This window comes from Amnibacterium sp., assembly GCF_051956055.1.
Lineage (GTDB): Bacteria > Actinomycetota > Actinomycetes > Actinomycetales > Microbacteriaceae > Amnibacterium.
This window is the reverse complement of sequence record NZ_JBQCGC010000039.1, coordinates 15373-30055: the sequence shown is the minus strand read 5'-3', so window position 1 is coordinate 30055 and position 14683 is coordinate 15373. Positions and strand designations below refer to the sequence as shown.

The following is a 14683-nucleotide window of genomic DNA, read 5'->3' as shown; positions in this document are numbered from 1 at the left end:
CGGGGCGGTCAGCTCGCGGCGGCGGCCCTCCTCCGCTCCTCCACCCACCGGCGCACGTCGGGATCCACGATGACGTCTCCCGGGATCAGAGGACGGGCGAGGTAGAGGCCCTCGAGCGACGTGAGCCGGCTCAGCGCCACGTACGTCTGGCCGGGTGAGAACGCCTTGCGCCCGAGGTCGATGCGCGCCGCGTCGAGCGTGGCCCCCTGCGCCTTGTGGATCGTGACCGCCCAGCCGAGCCGCACCGGCAGCTGGCGGAACTGCGCGACCACCTGCCGTTGCAGCTCGTTCGAGTCCGCCGAGACCGTGTACCGGTGGCGTTCCCACACCACGGGTTCGACCTCGTGCTGCACACCCGCGATCTCGACCGTGAGCATCCCCCGGTGCAGCTTCGCGACGGTGCCCATCGACCCGTTGACCCAGCGGCCGTCCGCGTCGTTCCTGAGCATCATCACGTGCGCCCCCACCTTCAGGCGCAGCTCCTCGTCCGCGGGGAACGACCGGCCGCCGAAGTCGCCGTCGACCTCGGCGAGGGCGGTCGCCTCCGTCCCGGGGAGGTCCGCGAGGGCTCTGCGGTTGATCGTCGCCACCGACGCGTTCGTGCTGGCGAGCGTCAGCGGGGGATCGGCGGGCAGCGGCCGGGCCCCGACCGCGTTCAGCCGCTGCGCCATCTCCCGGGTGACGGCGCCGTGGCGCACCGCGGTGAGGAGCCGCCGGAACTCCTCGTCCTGCTGCCGGTGGATGAGGTCGAGGTGGAGGGTCCGCAACCCGATCCGGTCCCACACGTGCGCGTCGAAGAACCACAGCGAGCGGTACATCTCGGCGTACCAGACCCGCTCCTCCGCCCCTCCTGGCACCGGCGCCAGCTGGAACGGGTCGCCGAACAGCACGAGCCGCACACCGCCGAACGGGTCGGGCCGGCCGCGCGCCTCCCGCAGGGCCCGGTCGATGCCGTCCATGAGATCCGCGCTCACCATCGAGATCTCGTCGACGATGAGGACGTCGAGCGCCATCAGCAGCTTCCGGAGCTCGCGGTCCTGGTAGAGCCGCGAGTTGCCGATCAGGCCGACGGGGAGTCGGAGGAACGAATGGATCGTCTGCCCCCCGACGTTCAGCGCGGCGACGCCGGTCGGCGCGACCACGGCCACCTTGCGCTGCTCGACGGCGACGATGCGATGCAGGACCGTCGACTTGCCCGTGCCGGCGCGGCCCGTCACGAGCAGCGGCGTCTGATCGTCGTCCGCGATGGCGTCGAGCACCGCCTGCTGCGCCGGCGTCAGCGCGATCTCGAGCGCGGCGCTCATACCGGCACCCCGGCAGGGCGGAGGAGTGACGTGGAGGGCTTCCGACGACGGAGCGCCGCCACGAGCATGGCCGCGGTCGGCACGACGGCGACCACCCAGGCCGGGACCGCAGTCGCGCGCTGCGCTGCGAGCGCGTCGGTGCCCCAGCCCATCGCGCCCCACCAGTCCGCGAGCAGCAGCGAGCCGTCGGCGGCCAGCAGCACCGCGGCGGCCGTCTCGAGCACGAGCAGGGCGAGCAGGACCGCGATCGCGCTGCGCCGGGACGCGGACCCGAGCGCGTGCACGAGCGCACCGCCCACGACGAGGCAGCCGAGCATGCCGACCTCGGTGCCGACGGGGTCGGACACGGTCCACTGCAGCACCGCCGTCCCGTAGAGCGCCGCCACCGCCACGACGGCGGTCAGGAGCGCGGGCGCCGCGCGCACGGACCCCCTGGTGCGACCGGCCCCCGCGAGGCCTGAGGCGGCCAGGAGGCGGAGGGGTGCGCCGGCGGCGAGGAGCGCGGGCACGACGAGGAGCAGCGCGAGGTGCTGCAGCAGGTGCGGCGCGAAGAGCACCTCCTGGTAGACCGCAGGCGCGCCGTTCGTCAGCCAGACGAGCAGCACGGTCCCGAGGACCCAGGATCCGGTCCGCACCGGGGATCCTGCGGCCGCGGACCGGCGCAGCAGGACGCCGTACGCGGCCAGGAGCCCCGCGGCGACGACGAGCCACACCGGGTCGGGCTGCCAGGCGAGCAGGACCGCGGCGGGGGAGGGCGTCGGCGGCAGGGGCGCACCGGTCAGGATCGCCGCCGGGGCGGTACGGCTCGCGACGGTCGGCAGCTCCCGGGTGACGGCGGCGGCGGCGTCCAGTCCGACGGGCGCGCCGAGGAGCGGCGGGACGACGGAGGCCTGCAGCATGCGGGCGCGTCGGGGCCGGGCGACGGCCACGACGCCCGCGAGCACGACCGCGACGGCGCCCGCGATCCAGGCGCCCCCGATCTCCCCCTCCTGCAGCAGCACGCCTCCTGCGCCGGCGACCGTGAGGACGAGCGCGCCGAGCGCTCCGACGGCGACACGTCGGCCCCGCGCCGGCCGCAGCACCGCGAGCCCAGTCCAGGTGGCGAGCGCCACCAGCTGCACCAGCGCCGCGGAGCCGAGGGTCCGGCGATCGGCGAGCGATGCACCGTCCCCGACACCCGCGAGTGCGACGGGGACGGCCACCAGCACGACGACGGGCCACAGCGCCCGCACGCCCGTCCGCGAGCGCACGCCGAGGAGGACGGCGGTGAGTACCGCGGCCGCGATCGTCGCGACCAGCCAGGTGCGCCCGACGGCGACCTGCGTCGCGAACGTGACGAGCCCGGGTCCGAAGGCGGGCGAGGAGATCGCCGGGGCCTGCCCGAGGTAGAGCAGGAACGCGCTCGTCGCCGCTGCGATCGTCCAGACGGCAGCGCCGCCGGCGGCGACGTCGAGCAGGCGCCCCCGCCGATGTGCGGCACCCGCGGGCGTCATGGCCGCGGCCGCGCTCCCACCGAGGGCCGTCGCGATCGCCAGGACGAGCAGCGTCAGTACGACGGTCCGCACCACGGGCAGCGGCGCGGACCCGATCGATGCGAGCACCGCGGCGCCCACGGCGACCAGGGTCGTCAGGGCCGGCCACGCGACCCGCATCGCGGGGTTCATCCCGTCCAGGGTAGGTGCGCCGCGCGGCGCGATCCGCCCCGAGAACGAGGAAGGCGCCCGCCCTCCGTGTGGAGGAGCGGGCGCCTTCCTTGCGGTCGCCGTGGACTACTTGACGGCGGCCTTGAGCTTGCTGCCTGCGCTGATCTTCACCGACTTGCTCGCAGCGATCTCGATCGGCTCGCCCGTCTGCGGGTTGCGGCCCGTCCGAGCGGCACGGGAGGTCTGCTCGACGGCGAGCCAGCCCGGGATCGTCACCTTGGTGCCGCCCGCGACGGACTTCGCGAGCTGCGAGAAGAGCGCGTCGAGGACACCGTTGACGGTGCTCTGCGACTGGTTCGTCTCGGCCGCGACGGCCTGCACGAGCTCGGTGCGGTTCAGGGTGTCTGCCATATGCGTCGTCCTCCTCGAGTCGGACGGGTCTGGCCGCGCGGCGGCGGCGGTTTCGGCGGGTCTGCTCAGAGTGGTTCTGGCCCGTTGCGCTCCGGCGTGTCGGCCGGAACCACGCGGAAACCTACCAGCTTGACTTCGTGATGCCGGGGAGTTCCCCGCGATGCGCCATCTCACGGAAGCGCACACGGGAGATCCCGAACTTCGAGAGGTTGCCCCGAGGGCGCCCGTCGACGGCGTCGCGGTTGCGCAGCCGGACCGGCGAGGCGTCGCGCGGGAGCTTCTGCAGCGCCACGCGGGCCTCCTCACGCGACTCGTCGGTTCCGTTCGGGTCGACGAGCTGCTTCTTCAGCTCGAGCCGCTTGGTGCGGTAGCGCTCCACCACCACGGCGCGCTGCTCGTTGCGCGCGATCTTGCTCTTCTTCGCCATGGCTCAGCGCTCCTCGCGGAATTCGACGTGCTTGCGGATCACCGGGTCGTACTTCTTCAGCACGATGCGGTCGGGGTTGTTGCGGCGGTTCTTCCGGGTCACGTAGGTGTACCCGGTGCCGGCGGTCGACTTGAGCTTGATGATCGGCCGGACATCCTGCTGGCGGGCCATCAGATCTTCTCCCCACGGGCGAGGATGCCCGCGATGACGCTCTCGATACCACGCGCGTCGATGACCTTCATGCCCTTGGCCGAGACCGTGAGCGTGACGGTGCGCTTGAGCGACGGCACGTAGTACTTCTTCTTCTGGACGTTCACGTCGAACCGACGGTGGTTGCGCCGGTGCGAGTGCGAGATGGTGTTGCCGAAGCCGGGGCCGGCGCCGGTCACCTGGCAGACTGCTGCCACGGTTCCTCCTTCTACCGTGCACAGGCCGAAGCCGGTGCACCCAAGATCACTTGTCTGCAGGAACCCCGGGTGCGGGACGCCCACTGCCGCGACGCGGCCGATCGGAAACCTTACCAGAGCCCGCACCGCCTCCCTCCCGCCACGTGCAACGCCCCGACACGTGAATCGCTGGATCGACGTTCTGTCCCAAATTCGACGGCGCGCAGCGTCGAATTCGGGACGGGGCGTCGATCTAGGCGCGGGCGGCGCAGGCCGCGCAGGTGCCGAACACGTCGACGACGTGCTGCGGGTCGGTGAAGCCGTTCGCGGCGGCGACGCCGGCGGCCCACGCCTCGATGTCGTCGGCCTCGATCTCGACCGTGCGGCCGCAGGTGCGGCAGATCAGGTGGTGGTGGTGCCCGGGGGAGACGCAGGCGCGGTAGAGGCTCTCCCCCTCCGCCTGCAGCGAGTCCGCCTCACCCTCCTCCGCCAGATCGGCCAGCGCCCGATAGACGGTGGCCAGCCCGATGGGCGAGCCGTCGGCGCGGAGCTGCGAATGCAGCGCCTGCGCGCTGACGAAGTCGTCCCGCCCCGCCAGCGCGTCCTGCACGGCGGCGCGCTGCCACGTGCGGCGCTTCATGCGGCCGAGCGTACGCGCGCCGACCGACGGGCTCCGACGATCCGGCAGACGACGTAGATCAGGAACGAGATGGTCGTCACGTAGGGGCTGATCGGGATCGCGGCGCCGAGCGCCAGGAGGATGCCGCCGACCATCGACACCGTGGCGAACAGCATGCTGAGCAGGCTCACGGCGAGCGGACCCGACGCCACGCGGAGCGCCGCGGCGGCCGGCGTGACGAGCAGCGCGAGGACGAGCAGCGCACCGACCGTCTGCACCGCGACCGACACCGTGAGCGCCAGCAGGAGCATGAAGCCGATGGAGAGCGCCCGCGTCGGCACGCCGCGGGCCACCGCGACGTCCTCGTCCACACTCGCGAAGAGCAGCGGGCGCCAGATGAGCAGGAGGCCCACCAGCACCACGAGCGACACCGCGATGAGCACGAGCACCTGCGGACCGTCCACCGACACGACCTGGCCGGTGAGCAGCCCGAACCGGTTGGCGGACCGTCCCGGGTAGATCGCGAGGAACAGGATCCCGAGACCGAGCCCGAACGGCATGAGCACGCCGATCACGGAGTTGCGTTCCCTGGCCCGCACCCCCATCAACCCGATGAGCAGGGCGGCGACCACCGAGCCGACGACCGAGCCGACGACCACGTCGGTCCCGATCAGCAGCGCACCGGCCGCACCGGCGAAGGACAGCTCGCTGATCCCGTGCACCGCGAAGGGCAGGTCCCTCGCCATCACGAAGAACCCGACCAGGCCGCCCACGACGCCGAGCAGCGCGCCGGCGATGAGCGAGTTGGTGACGAGGCCGAGCAGGGCCCCGTAGTCGGTGAAGTCGAACAGCGTCACGACGCCTCCCCCGCGTGCTCGTGCGCGTCGTGACCGGCTCCGATCACGACGATGCGGTCGTGCACCCGCACGACGTCCACGTGCGTCCCGTACAGCTCGCTGAGGACGGGGGACGTGAGCACCTCGTCGGGGCGACCGATCCGCACCCGCCCGTCCACGAGGTAGACCACTCGGTCCACATAGGGGAGCACGGGATTCACGTCGTGGGTGACGAACAGCACGGCCGCGCCGTGCTCGCGGCGCTGGCGCTCGATCAGCCCGCTCACCGCCGCCTGGTTCGCGAGGTCGAGGGAGATCAGGGGTTCGTCGCACAGCAGGAGCGCCGGATCGTCGGCGATGGCCTGACCGCCCCGGAGGCGCTGCTGCTCGCCGCCGGACAGCCGCCACGCGGCGCGGCCGGCGAACCGCTCGGCCTCGACGTCGCGGATGAGCCGGTCGATGCGCTCGCGGTCCGCCCGCCGCCGGAACGGGAGGCCGAACCGTGCCCCGTCCACCCCGAAGCCGACGAGATCGGCCCCGCGGACCGGGGTCGAGGCGTCGAGCAGCCGCTGCTGGGGGATGTACCCGATCCTCCGGTCGCCGCGCGTCGGCGGCCGCCCGAGGACCCGGAGGCGCCCGGCGGAGAGCGGCTGGGTGCCGAGGACCGCCTTCAGCAGCGTGGTCTTCCCCGAGCCGTTCGGGCCGAGGACGGCGACGAACTCGCCCGGTGCCACCTCGAGGTCGAGGTCCCGCCAGAGGGTGCGGGCGCCGAAGGTCAGTCGCGCGCCGGAGAGCTCGATCGCGGCGGTCATGCGTGCAACGCCCCCTTGAACGCCTCGAGGTCCCGCTGCATCCACTGCAGGTAGTCCTGCCCGCTCGGCAGGGTCTCCCGGACGCCGACGGCGGGCACCCCCGCCCGCCGCGCCACCGCGAGCACCTGGTCCGTGGTGGCGCCCGCGGTCTGCTCGTTGTAGGCCAGGACGGCGACCCGATGACCGGTGAGCAGCGCGAGCTGCTCCTCGAGCACGGCGGGAGCGACGTCGTTGCCCGCCTCCACGGCCGCGCTGAAGGCCGGTGGGGTGCGGTCCACGAGGCCCAGGGCTTCGGTCATGTACAGCGGGACGGGCTCGGTGATGGCGACCCCCTCACCCTTCGTCGTCGCCGCGATCGACGCCTCCGTCGCCTCCAGCGCGTCGAGCTTCGCGGTGAACGTCGTCAGGTTCGCCTGGAACGTCGCGCGCTTCCCGGCGTCCAGCCTGCCGAGCTCGGTCGCGACGACGGCGGCGACCTTCGCCACGGCGGGCAGGTCGTACCAGATGTGCTCGTTGAACGAGCCGGATGCCGGCTTCTGGTTCAGACCGGAGGCGTCGACCGCGTCGACGGTGCGGGTCGAGGCGGGCGCGTGGTGCAGCAGCTGCAGGAGGAAGTCGTCGTAGCCGCCGCCGTTCACGATCACGAGCTGCGCCTTCGAGACCGCCAGCTGATCGCGCGGGTCCGCCTGGTAGTCGTGCGGGTCCCGGTTCGGGTCGTTGATGATCGAGTCCACCTGCACCGCGGATCCCCCGATCTGCGATGCGATGTCGCCCCACACGTCGGTGGATGCGACGACGCGCACGCGCCCGTCCGAGGCGCCGGAGGACGGCGCCCCCGAGCAGCCGGCGAGCGCGATCACCGGAACCAGGGCGAGTGGCAGGAGTCGCTTCACGACCGCGACTCTAGCTCTTACTGGTAATCATTCTCAACTCGGACCCGGAGACTGCATTTTGAAGGGGTTTCGGCGCGGACCGTCCGAGCAGCGCGGATCAGTGCGGCCGAAACCCCTTCAAAATGAACCGCCGACACAGCTCGGATCGGCTCGGGCCGGTCAGTCGAGCAGGAGGGCGGGCTCCTCCATGATCGCCGCCACGTCCGCCGTGAACCGGCTCGCGACGTCGCCGTCGACGACGCGGTGGTCGAAGCTCGCGCCGATCGTCGTCACGTAGCGCGGCACGACCTCGCCGTCCACCACCCACGGCTTCTGCCGGATCGTGCCGAGCGCCACGATCGCGACCTCACCCGGGTTGAGGATCGGCGTCCCGGTGTCCATCCCGAAGCTGCCGAGGTTGGTGATGGTGATCGTACCCTGCGCCATGTCCGCGGGCGTCGTCTTGCCGTCCCGCGCCGTGATCACCAGCTGCTCGAGCGAGCCGGCGAGCCGGCGCATCGACTGCGCCTGCGCGTCCTTGATGTTCGGCACGATCAGCCCGCGCGGCGTCGCCGCGGCGATCCCGAGGTTCACGTAGTGGTGCACCACGATCTCGGAGTCGGTCCACGTGGAGTTCACGCTCGGGTTCCGCCGCACCGCCCAGATCACCGCGCGTGCCATCACGAGCAGCGGCGAGATCTTCACGCTGGAGAAGTCGGGCGACGCCTTCAGCCGCCGCACATACTCCATGGTGCGCGTCGCGTCCACGTCGACGAACACGCTCACGTGGGGCGCGGTGAAGGCGCTCGTCACCATCGCGTTCGCGATGGCCTTGCGCATGCCCTTGACGGGGATGCGCTCCTCCCGATCGGCGGGCCACGCGGGCGTCTCGACGTTGCGGAAGACGCTCTCCTGCTGCTTGGTGCGGAGGACGTCGTCCCGCGTCACCTCGCCGGACGGGCCGCTCGGCGCCACCCGGCCGAGGTCCACCCCGAGGTCCTTCGCGAGCTTCCGGATCGGCGGCTTGACCGGTGCGGCGACCGGAGCCCTCGGCGGCACCGCGCTCGCGACCGGGCCGCGCCGCTGCCCGCGGCGGCTCTTCGCGTGCGTGTCCGTCCCGTACCCGACCAGCACCGCGCCGGAGCCGGACTCGGTCTGCTCGGCCGGTTCGCGCACCTGCACCTCGACCGGGGACGCCGCCTGCGCCGGCGTCTGCAGCGGCGAGGCGAGCTGCTCGGCCGTGCCGGAGGCCACCGCGACGATCGGCGTGCCGACCGCGACCGTGTCCCCCTCCGCGACCAGCAGCTCGGCCACGGTGCCCGCGTACGGGGACGGCAGCTCGACGAGCGACTTCGCGGTCTCGATCTCGACGATCACCTGGTTCACGGCGACCGTGTCCCCCGCCGCGACCTTCCACGAGACGATCTCCGCCTCCGTGAGCCCCTCGCCGACGTCGGGCAGGGCGAAGTGGGATGTGGTCACATCTCTCCTAGTACGCGAAGGCGCGGTCGACGGCTTCGAGCACGCGATCCGCGTCGGGCAGGTGGAGCTTCTCGAGTCTGGCAGGGGGGAAGGGGATGTCGAAGCCCGCGACGCGCAGCACGGGCGCCTCGAGCGAGTAGAAGGACCGCTCGGTGATCCCCGCGGCCAGCTCGGCACCGATCCCGAGGAACCCGGAGGCCTCGTGGGCGACGACGGCACGGCCCGTCTTCTCGACGGAGGCGACGATGGGCTCCCAGTCGATCGGCGAGAGCGAGCGCACGTCGACCACCTCGAGGCTCCTGCCCTCCTCCGCCGCGATCTCCGCCGCGGTGAGCAGGACGCTCACCATCGGGCCATAGCCGATGAGCGTCGCGTCGGTGCCGGTCCGCACGACCCGGGAGGCGTGCAGCCCGACGGCGGGGCGCTCGAGGTCGACCTCGCCCTTCGGCCAGTAGCGACCCTTCGGCTCGAAGAACATGACGGGATCGTCGGAGGCGATCGCCTGCTGGATCATCCAGTAGGCGTCGTTCGGCGTGGAGGGGCTGACGACCCGCAGGCCGGCCGTGTGCGCGAACAGCGCCTCCGGACTCTCCTGATGGTGCTCGACCGCGCCGATGTGGCCACCGAACGGCACCCGGACGACGACGGGCATCGACAGGCGGCCCTCGTACCGGTTGGTCATCTTCGCCAGCTGCGAGGTGATCTGGTCGAACCCGGGGTAGATGAAGCCGTCGAACTGGATCTCGCACACGGGCCGGTAGCCGCGCATGGCGAGGCCGATGGCGGTGCCGATGATCCCGGACTCGGCGAGCGGGGTGTCGAACACGCGCCGCTCGCCGAACTCGGTCTGCAGCCCCTCGGTGACGCGGAACACGCCGCCCAGGGTGCCGATGTCCTCGCCCATGAGGAGGACGCGGTCGTTCTCGGCCAGCGCACGGCGGAGGCCGGCGTTCAGCGCCTTCACCATCGGCATCGCGGTCACGACGCGCCTCCGAACGACGCCTCGTACTGGGTGAGCCACTGGAACTGGCTCTCGGTCAGCGGATGCGGCTCGCTGTACACGTGCTCGAACATGGCGGACATCGGCGGGTCCGGCAGCTCGAGGGTGCGCCGGCGCACGTCCGCAGCGAGGTCGGCCGCCTCCGCATCGAGCCCGTCGATCACCTCGCGACCGACCCCCTCCGCTTCGAGGTGGTGCCGGAGGCGGAGGAGCGGATCGCGCTCGGACCACCACGCCAGCTCGTCCTCCGGCCGGTACTTGGTGGGGTCGTCGGAGGAGGTGTGCGCGCCGATGCGGTACGTCAGCGCCTCGATCAGCGCGGGCCCGCCTCCGGCTCGCGCCTCGTCGAGCAGGGTGCCGGTGACCGCGTAGGTCGCGAGCACGTCGTTGCCGTCGACGCGGATACCGGGCATCCCGAATCCGGAGGCGCGCTGAGCGAGCGGCACGCGCGACTGCCGTTCGACCGGCACGGAGATGGCCCAGTGGTTGTTCTGGATGAAGAACACCTGGGGCGTCGCGTAGCTCGCGGCGAAGACGAGCGCCTCGTTCGTGTCGCCCTGGGCCGTTGCGCCGTCGCCGAAGTAGACGAGCACGGCCTCGTCCCGCTCGAGGTCGCCGGTCCCGGCGGCACCGTCGAGCTGCACGCCCATCGCGTACCCGGTGGCGTGCAGCGTCTGCGACCCGATCACGAGCGTGTACAGGCGGAAGTTGCCGTTCTCGGCCGGATCCCACCCCCCGTGCGTCGTCCCGCGCAGGAGGCGGATGATCGCCATGGGGTCGAGCCCCCTGACCATGCCGACGGCGTGCTCGCGGTAGGCGGGGAAGATCGTGTCCTGCGCTCGCGCGGCCCGGGCCGAACCGACCTGCGCGGCCTCCTGGCCGTAGCTCGGCACCCAGAGCGCGAGATGCCCCTGCCGCTGCAGGTTCGCCGCCGCGACGTCGAACGCCCTGGTGCGCACCATGTCGGCCAGGAACCCCACGCGCTGCTCGAGCGGGACGGCGAGCGCCCGGTCGGCGAACGGCTCCGCCGCGGGGGTCGGTCGGATCCTGCCGTGCTGGTCGAGCACGCTCACCGTCTCGGAGGCTGAGGCCACCTGCGCTCCTCGTTCGTCGTGCGTCCGCGTCCGCGCCGCGTCCGCGCAGGCCCGCATGGCCGCCGGTCACGAGCCGGACGGCCCGCGCGATCACTGTATCCGTGGACAGTACCGAGCCGATCCGACGCGGCGACTGGAGCTCACCTCCAAAGCCGTCCCCGATCCGTGCACGCTTCCCACGATGCGCGCGGCCGCCCGGGATGTGATGCCCTGCGCGTTCGGAAGGCGTGGCTGCCATAGTGGACGGATGCGCAGGTTCGTCGTGCGGGCGGTCGTCAACGCGATCGCGCTGTGGCTCACGACCCTCCTGTTCTCCCTGCTCGGGCAGGCCGACGGCGTGCGCGTCGTGGCCTACCGGCCGAACGATCCGGTCGCGACGGTCCTCACCTTCCTGCTGCTCGGCATCATCTTCGGGCTCGTGAACGGCGTGCTCGGGACGGCCATCCGGATCGTCGCGTTCCCGCTGTACCTGCTCACGCTCGGGCTGATCTCCCTGATCGTGAACGGCCTGCTCTTCCTGCTCGTCGCCTGGATCAGCAGCGTCATCCACTTCGGGCTCGTCGTCGACGGGTTCTGGTGGGGCGTGCTGGGCGCGCTCGTGCTCGGCGTGATCGGCTGGGTCGTCGGGCTCATCCTCCGTCCGCTGTCCGGTCGGGACCAGACCTGACCCGACGCGCGCGCCACCGGGTGGCGTGCCCCGGCCCGCCGTCGAGGAACGGGGCGATGCGGTGCGAGAACGCCTGCACCCGGGCGTCGCCGCTCGCCTCCGCCGCTGCGAGCGTCCTCCGGTAGGCGCCGAGGTCGTGGGCGGGGAAGTCGACCGTCGCCGGTGAGGTCGGCACGCCGAACCCGCCGTCCGGCAGCGAGCGGCGCACCACGAGGCGGCGCAACCCCGCAGCACCGGAGACCGCGGTGCCGCCGAGCGCGGGGACGAGGTCCTCGTCGTGCTCGACGGCCAGCACCGGCACGTCGTCCGGCAGGGCGATCTGCCCGGTCGGTCCGCCCACCTGGACGACGCCCCCGACCGCGTACCCGCCGTCCTCGGCCACCCGGACGGCGTTCAGCGCGCCCTGCGAGTGGCCGACGAGCAGCACGGGGTCGTCGCGGCCGATCCCGGCCCGCGCCATGGCGGTGAGCACCGCGCGCTCGGAGTCGCTCTCGCGATGCGCGACGCCGAGCACGTCGGAGGCGAGATCGAACGGCTCGTCCCCGCTGTCCCGTGCGAAGGTCACGGTGCCGGCGATGTACACGATCCAGCGCGGACCGCCCGGACCCTCGTAGCGCTCGATGCGGACCTGCCCGGCCGGCTCGTGGCCGTCGGGCAGCCGGTCGAGCAGGTCGACCAGGCGCCACGGGGATCGGACGTCCCGCTGCGTCGTGCGGGTCACGGCGAGCGGACCGCCCGCCGGGGTCAGGAGCAGGGCGGCGAGCACCGCCGCGATGTCCTCACGGCCGTACGGCCCCGCGGCGTCGTCGACGAGCACGTCCCGCGTCGTCTCGGTCAGCAGCGCTCCGCGGATCCCGTCGTCGAGCGAGGACAGCACCAGCGCGAGCGCTCTCAGGAGGACCGGGTCGCTCTGCGGCGCGAACCGCCCCGTCTCCGCCGTGCGCTGCAGCGTGCGGACCGCGACCAGGCCGCCGGCGAGCAGCACGACGTCGGTGCCGACGAGCAGGGCGCCGAGCGGCCCGAACGCGCATGCGACGACGCGCAGCGTGAATCCCGTGACCGCGGCGAGCGCGGCCGCGACGTCGCGCTGGCCGTCGAGGATCAGGTGCTCGACGGCGCCGTACCGGAGGCTCGCCGTCTCGAGCCCCGCGGCGACCGTCGCCGCCTGCCGTCTCGCGCGCTGCAGGAGGACGACGGCGTCATCGGCGTGCCGCTGCCTGGCGACGCCGACCACGAGGCCTGCGCACACGGCCGCCCTCGCGGCGAGCCCCGCGAGCTGGTGCTCGGCCGCCGCAAGGGTCCTGGCGGCGACGACCATGGCGTCGGTCTCCACCGCGATGGTGCCCCCGCCGCTCACCGACGGTCCGCTCCCACCGGGGTCGCGACCGCCGCTCATCGCGCCGCTCTCGCGGCGGCGAGCGCGACGGCGACCGCTCCCAGGAGCTCGTCGAGCTCGCGCACCGCCCGCGTGTACTCGGCCGCGGTGAGGGACTGCCAGCCGGGCAGGTCCGGCGACGGCAGCCGCACCTCCCGCACGAGTCGCTCGAGGATCGCGAGCTCGAGCGCGTCCGTGTCCGTCGCCGCATCCGAGGGGGAGGAGGGGATCACGCCGGAATGGTGCAGCAGCGCGGTCTCCCGCGGGGCGCCGAAGCCGGGATCGGCCCTGTGGAGGACGGGACCTCCTGCCCTGTGGAGAATGGGACGTCCCGAAGGAGGCCCGATGACCGACCTGGCCGACCAGCCGCTGTCCCCGCTCGACGGGCGGTATCGCGCCGCCACCGCGTCGCTCGCCGCCCACCTCTCCGAGGCGGGGCTGAACCGGGCACGGGTCCACGTCGAGGTGGAGTGGCTCATCGCGCTCACCGACGCGGGCGTCGCCGACACCCGGCCGCTCGAGCCCGGGCAGCGCGCCGCGCTGCGTGAGCTCGTCACCGGGTTCGGCGCTGAGGAGGTCGCCGAGCTCGCCCGTCACGAGGCGGTGACGAGGCACGACGTGAAGGCGGTCGAGTACTTCCTGCGGGACCGCCTCGACGCGCTCGGGCTCGGCGCGCTCGCCGAGCTGGTCCACTTCGCGTGCACGAGCGAGGACATCAACAACCTCGCGGTCGCCCTGACGGTCCGCTCCGCGGTGCAGGAGGTGTGGCTCCCGGCCTTCGACGCCGTCCTCGACCGCCTCCGGGCGCTCGCGATCGACTGGGCCGACGCGCCCATGCTCGCGCGCACCCACGGGCAGCCCGCGACGCCGACCACGATGGGCAAGGAGCTGGCGGTGTTCGTGCACCGGCTGGCGCGGCTGCGCGACCGCATCCTCGCCGTCGAGATCACCGGGAAGGCAAACGGGGCGAGCGGCGACTTCGCCGCCCATGTGGTCGCCGCGCCCGACGTCGACTGGGAGGCCCTCACCAGCGCCTTCGTGACGGGGCTCGGTCTCGTGTGGAACCCCCTCACGACACAGATCGAGTCGCACGACTGGCAGGTCGAGCTGTACGGCCGCATCGAGCACGCCGGCGGCGTGCTGCACAACCTCTGCACCGACGTCTGGATGTACATCGCCGAGGGCTACCTCATCCAGGTGCCGCAGGCCGGTGCGACGGGCAGCTCGACGATGCCGCACAAGGTCAACCCGATCCGGTTCGAGAACGCGGAGGCGAACCTGGAGCTCGCCGAAGGGGTGCTCGGCACCCTCCGGCGGACCCTCGTGACCTCGCGGTGGCAGCGCGACCTCACCGACTCGACCACGCAGCGCAACATCGGGGTCGGACTCGGTCACGGGCTCGTCGCGCTCGACAACCTCCGCCGCGGCCTGCACGAGATCGACCTCGACCGGGCCCGGCTGCTCGCCGACCTGGAGGCGAACCAGGAGGTGCTCGGCGAGGCGATCCAGACGGTCGTGCGGGCCGAGATCGTCGCGGGCCGCAGCGCGGCGACGAACCCCTACGAGCTCGTCAAGGCGCTCACCCGCGGCAAGCGGGTCACCGCTGAGCGCCTGCGCGAGTTCGTCGGCGAGCTCGGCCTCGAGGAGGCCGCGGCGGCCCGGCTCGCTGCGCTGACCCCGGCCACGTACACCGGGCTCGCGGAGCACCTCGTGGACCACGTGCGCTGACGTCGCGGCCGGGTCCGCGGGGTCCGT

General features: G+C 72.8%; 17 protein-coding genes. 2 read left to right on the top strand and 15 right to left on the bottom strand.

The annotated features are described in order from the left end of the window. Positions 1-8: 8 nt before the first annotated feature. From ACTHLI_RS06285 to ACTHLI_RS06225, 13 genes are all read right to left on the bottom strand, one after another. On the bottom strand, positions 9-1304 hold the full coding sequence (locus ACTHLI_RS06285) for an ATP-dependent DNA helicase (protein WP_440182278.1): 1296 nt from the start codon (positions 1302-1304) through the stop codon (positions 9-11). Continuing rightward, a complete protein-coding gene (locus ACTHLI_RS06280) occupies positions 1301-2968 on the bottom strand; it encodes a cytochrome c oxidase assembly protein (protein WP_440182277.1) in 1668 nt (555 codons plus the stop codon). Before ACTHLI_RS06280 ends, ACTHLI_RS06285 begins: the two co-directional genes overlap by 4 nt. Positions 2969-3073: 105 nt before the next feature. Further along, the gene (locus tag ACTHLI_RS06275; protein ID WP_440182276.1) at positions 3074-3358 is read right to left on the bottom strand and encodes an HU family DNA-binding protein; all 285 of its coding nucleotides are present in this window, start codon (positions 3356-3358) and stop codon (positions 3074-3076) included. 121 nt (positions 3359-3479) lie between these two features. Next, complete coding sequence (rpsN, locus tag ACTHLI_RS06270) at positions 3480-3785, bottom strand: 30S ribosomal protein S14 (RefSeq protein ID WP_440182274.1); 306 nt, start codon at positions 3783-3785, stop codon at positions 3480-3482. A gap of 3 nt (positions 3786-3788) precedes the next feature. Beyond that, positions 3789-3956, bottom strand: coding sequence for a 50S ribosomal protein L33 (gene rpmG / locus ACTHLI_RS06265; protein ID WP_440182273.1), 168 nt, complete (start codon positions 3954-3956; stop codon positions 3789-3791). After that, entirely contained in the window at positions 3956-4192 is a 237-nt protein-coding gene (rpmB, locus tag ACTHLI_RS06260) for a 50S ribosomal protein L28 (protein WP_440182271.1), read from the bottom strand. The genes rpmG and rpmB overlap by 1 nt, the downstream gene beginning before the upstream one ends. A 232-nt stretch (positions 4193-4424) precedes the next feature. Then, positions 4425-4811, bottom strand: a complete 387-nt coding sequence (locus ACTHLI_RS06255; RefSeq protein ID WP_440182270.1) for a Fur family transcriptional regulator — start codon at positions 4809-4811, stop codon at positions 4425-4427. Continuing rightward, the gene (locus ACTHLI_RS06250) at positions 4808-5647 is read right to left on the bottom strand and encodes a metal ABC transporter permease (protein WP_440182269.1); all 840 of its coding nucleotides are present in this window, start codon (positions 5645-5647) and stop codon (positions 4808-4810) included. Before ACTHLI_RS06250 ends, ACTHLI_RS06255 begins: the two co-directional genes overlap by 4 nt. After that, the gene (locus tag ACTHLI_RS06245) at positions 5644-6438 is read right to left on the bottom strand and encodes a metal ABC transporter ATP-binding protein (protein ID WP_440182267.1); all 795 of its coding nucleotides are present in this window, start codon (positions 6436-6438) and stop codon (positions 5644-5646) included. Before ACTHLI_RS06245 ends, ACTHLI_RS06250 begins: the two co-directional genes overlap by 4 nt. After that, entirely contained in the window at positions 6435-7331 is an 897-nt protein-coding gene (locus ACTHLI_RS06240) for a metal ABC transporter solute-binding protein, Zn/Mn family (protein WP_440182266.1), read from the bottom strand. The genes ACTHLI_RS06245 and ACTHLI_RS06240 overlap by 4 nt, the downstream gene beginning before the upstream one ends. 159 nt (positions 7332-7490) lie before the next feature. After that, positions 7491-8792, bottom strand: a complete 1302-nt coding sequence (locus tag ACTHLI_RS06235; protein WP_440182265.1) for a dihydrolipoamide acetyltransferase family protein — start codon at positions 8790-8792, stop codon at positions 7491-7493. 7 nt (positions 8793-8799) lie between these two features. Further along, a complete protein-coding gene (locus ACTHLI_RS06230) occupies positions 8800-9765 on the bottom strand; it encodes an alpha-ketoacid dehydrogenase subunit beta (RefSeq protein ID WP_440182306.1) in 966 nt (321 codons plus the stop codon). Between the two features lie 5 nt (positions 9766-9770). Continuing rightward, on the bottom strand, positions 9771-10886 hold the full coding sequence (locus ACTHLI_RS06225) for a thiamine pyrophosphate-dependent enzyme (protein WP_440182264.1): 1116 nt from the start codon (positions 10884-10886) through the stop codon (positions 9771-9773). 247 nt (positions 10887-11133) lie between these two features. On the opposite strand from ACTHLI_RS06225, the gene ACTHLI_RS06220 reads away from it, so the two are divergent. Continuing rightward, the gene (locus ACTHLI_RS06220) at positions 11134-11553 is read left to right on the top strand and encodes a phage holin family protein (RefSeq protein ID WP_440182263.1); all 420 of its coding nucleotides are present in this window, start codon (positions 11134-11136) and stop codon (positions 11551-11553) included. On the opposite strand, the gene ACTHLI_RS06215 is transcribed toward ACTHLI_RS06220, so the two are convergent. Beyond that, positions 11516-12910: a hypothetical protein gene (locus tag ACTHLI_RS06215; RefSeq protein ID WP_440182262.1), complete on the bottom strand. Its 1395-nt coding sequence runs from the start codon at positions 12908-12910 to the stop codon at positions 11516-11518. The genes ACTHLI_RS06220 and ACTHLI_RS06215 overlap by 38 nt on opposite strands. 35 nt (positions 12911-12945) lie before the next feature. Next, positions 12946-13161, bottom strand: coding sequence for a hypothetical protein (locus ACTHLI_RS06210; RefSeq protein WP_440182261.1), 216 nt, complete (start codon positions 13159-13161; stop codon positions 12946-12948). Between the two features lie 112 nt (positions 13162-13273). On the opposite strand from ACTHLI_RS06210, the gene purB reads away from it, so the two are divergent. Further along, complete coding sequence (gene purB, locus ACTHLI_RS06205) at positions 13274-14656, top strand: adenylosuccinate lyase (RefSeq protein ID WP_440182260.1); 1383 nt, start codon at positions 13274-13276, stop codon at positions 14654-14656. Positions 14657-14683: the final 27 nt, after the last annotated feature.

What these genes read in the sequence shown, in the direction of transcription:
- ACTHLI_RS06285 (WP_440182278.1), bottom strand. Translation starts at nt 1,304, where the DNA reads ATGAGCGCCGCGCTCGAGATCGCGCTGACGCCGGCGCAGCAGGCGGTG.
- ACTHLI_RS06280 (WP_440182277.1), bottom strand. Translation starts at nt 2,968, where the DNA reads ATGAACCCCGCGATGCGGGTCGCGTGGCCGGCCCTGACGACCCTGGTC.
- ACTHLI_RS06275 (WP_440182276.1), bottom strand. Translation starts at nt 3,358, where the DNA reads ATGGCAGACACCCTGAACCGCACCGAGCTCGTGCAGGCCGTCGCGGCC.
- rpsN (WP_440182274.1), bottom strand. Translation starts at nt 3,785, where the DNA reads ATGGCGAAGAAGAGCAAGATCGCGCGCAACGAGCAGCGCGCCGTGGTG.
- rpmG (WP_440182273.1), bottom strand. Translation starts at nt 3,956, where the DNA reads ATGGCCCGCCAGCAGGATGTCCGGCCGATCATCAAGCTCAAGTCGACC.
- ACTHLI_RS06255 (WP_440182270.1), bottom strand. Translation starts at nt 4,811, where the DNA reads ATGAAGCGCCGCACGTGGCAGCGCGCCGCCGTGCAGGACGCGCTGGCG.
- ACTHLI_RS06245 (WP_440182267.1), bottom strand. Translation starts at nt 6,438, where the DNA reads ATGACCGCCGCGATCGAGCTCTCCGGCGCGCGACTGACCTTCGGCGCC.
- ACTHLI_RS06230 (WP_440182306.1), bottom strand. Translation starts at nt 9,765, where the DNA reads ATGCCGATGGTGAAGGCGCTGAACGCCGGCCTCCGCCGTGCGCTGGCC.
- ACTHLI_RS06220 (WP_440182263.1), top strand. Translation starts at nt 11,134, where the DNA reads ATGCGCAGGTTCGTCGTGCGGGCGGTCGTCAACGCGATCGCGCTGTGG.
- purB (WP_440182260.1), top strand. Translation starts at nt 13,274, where the DNA reads ATGACCGACCTGGCCGACCAGCCGCTGTCCCCGCTCGACGGGCGGTAT.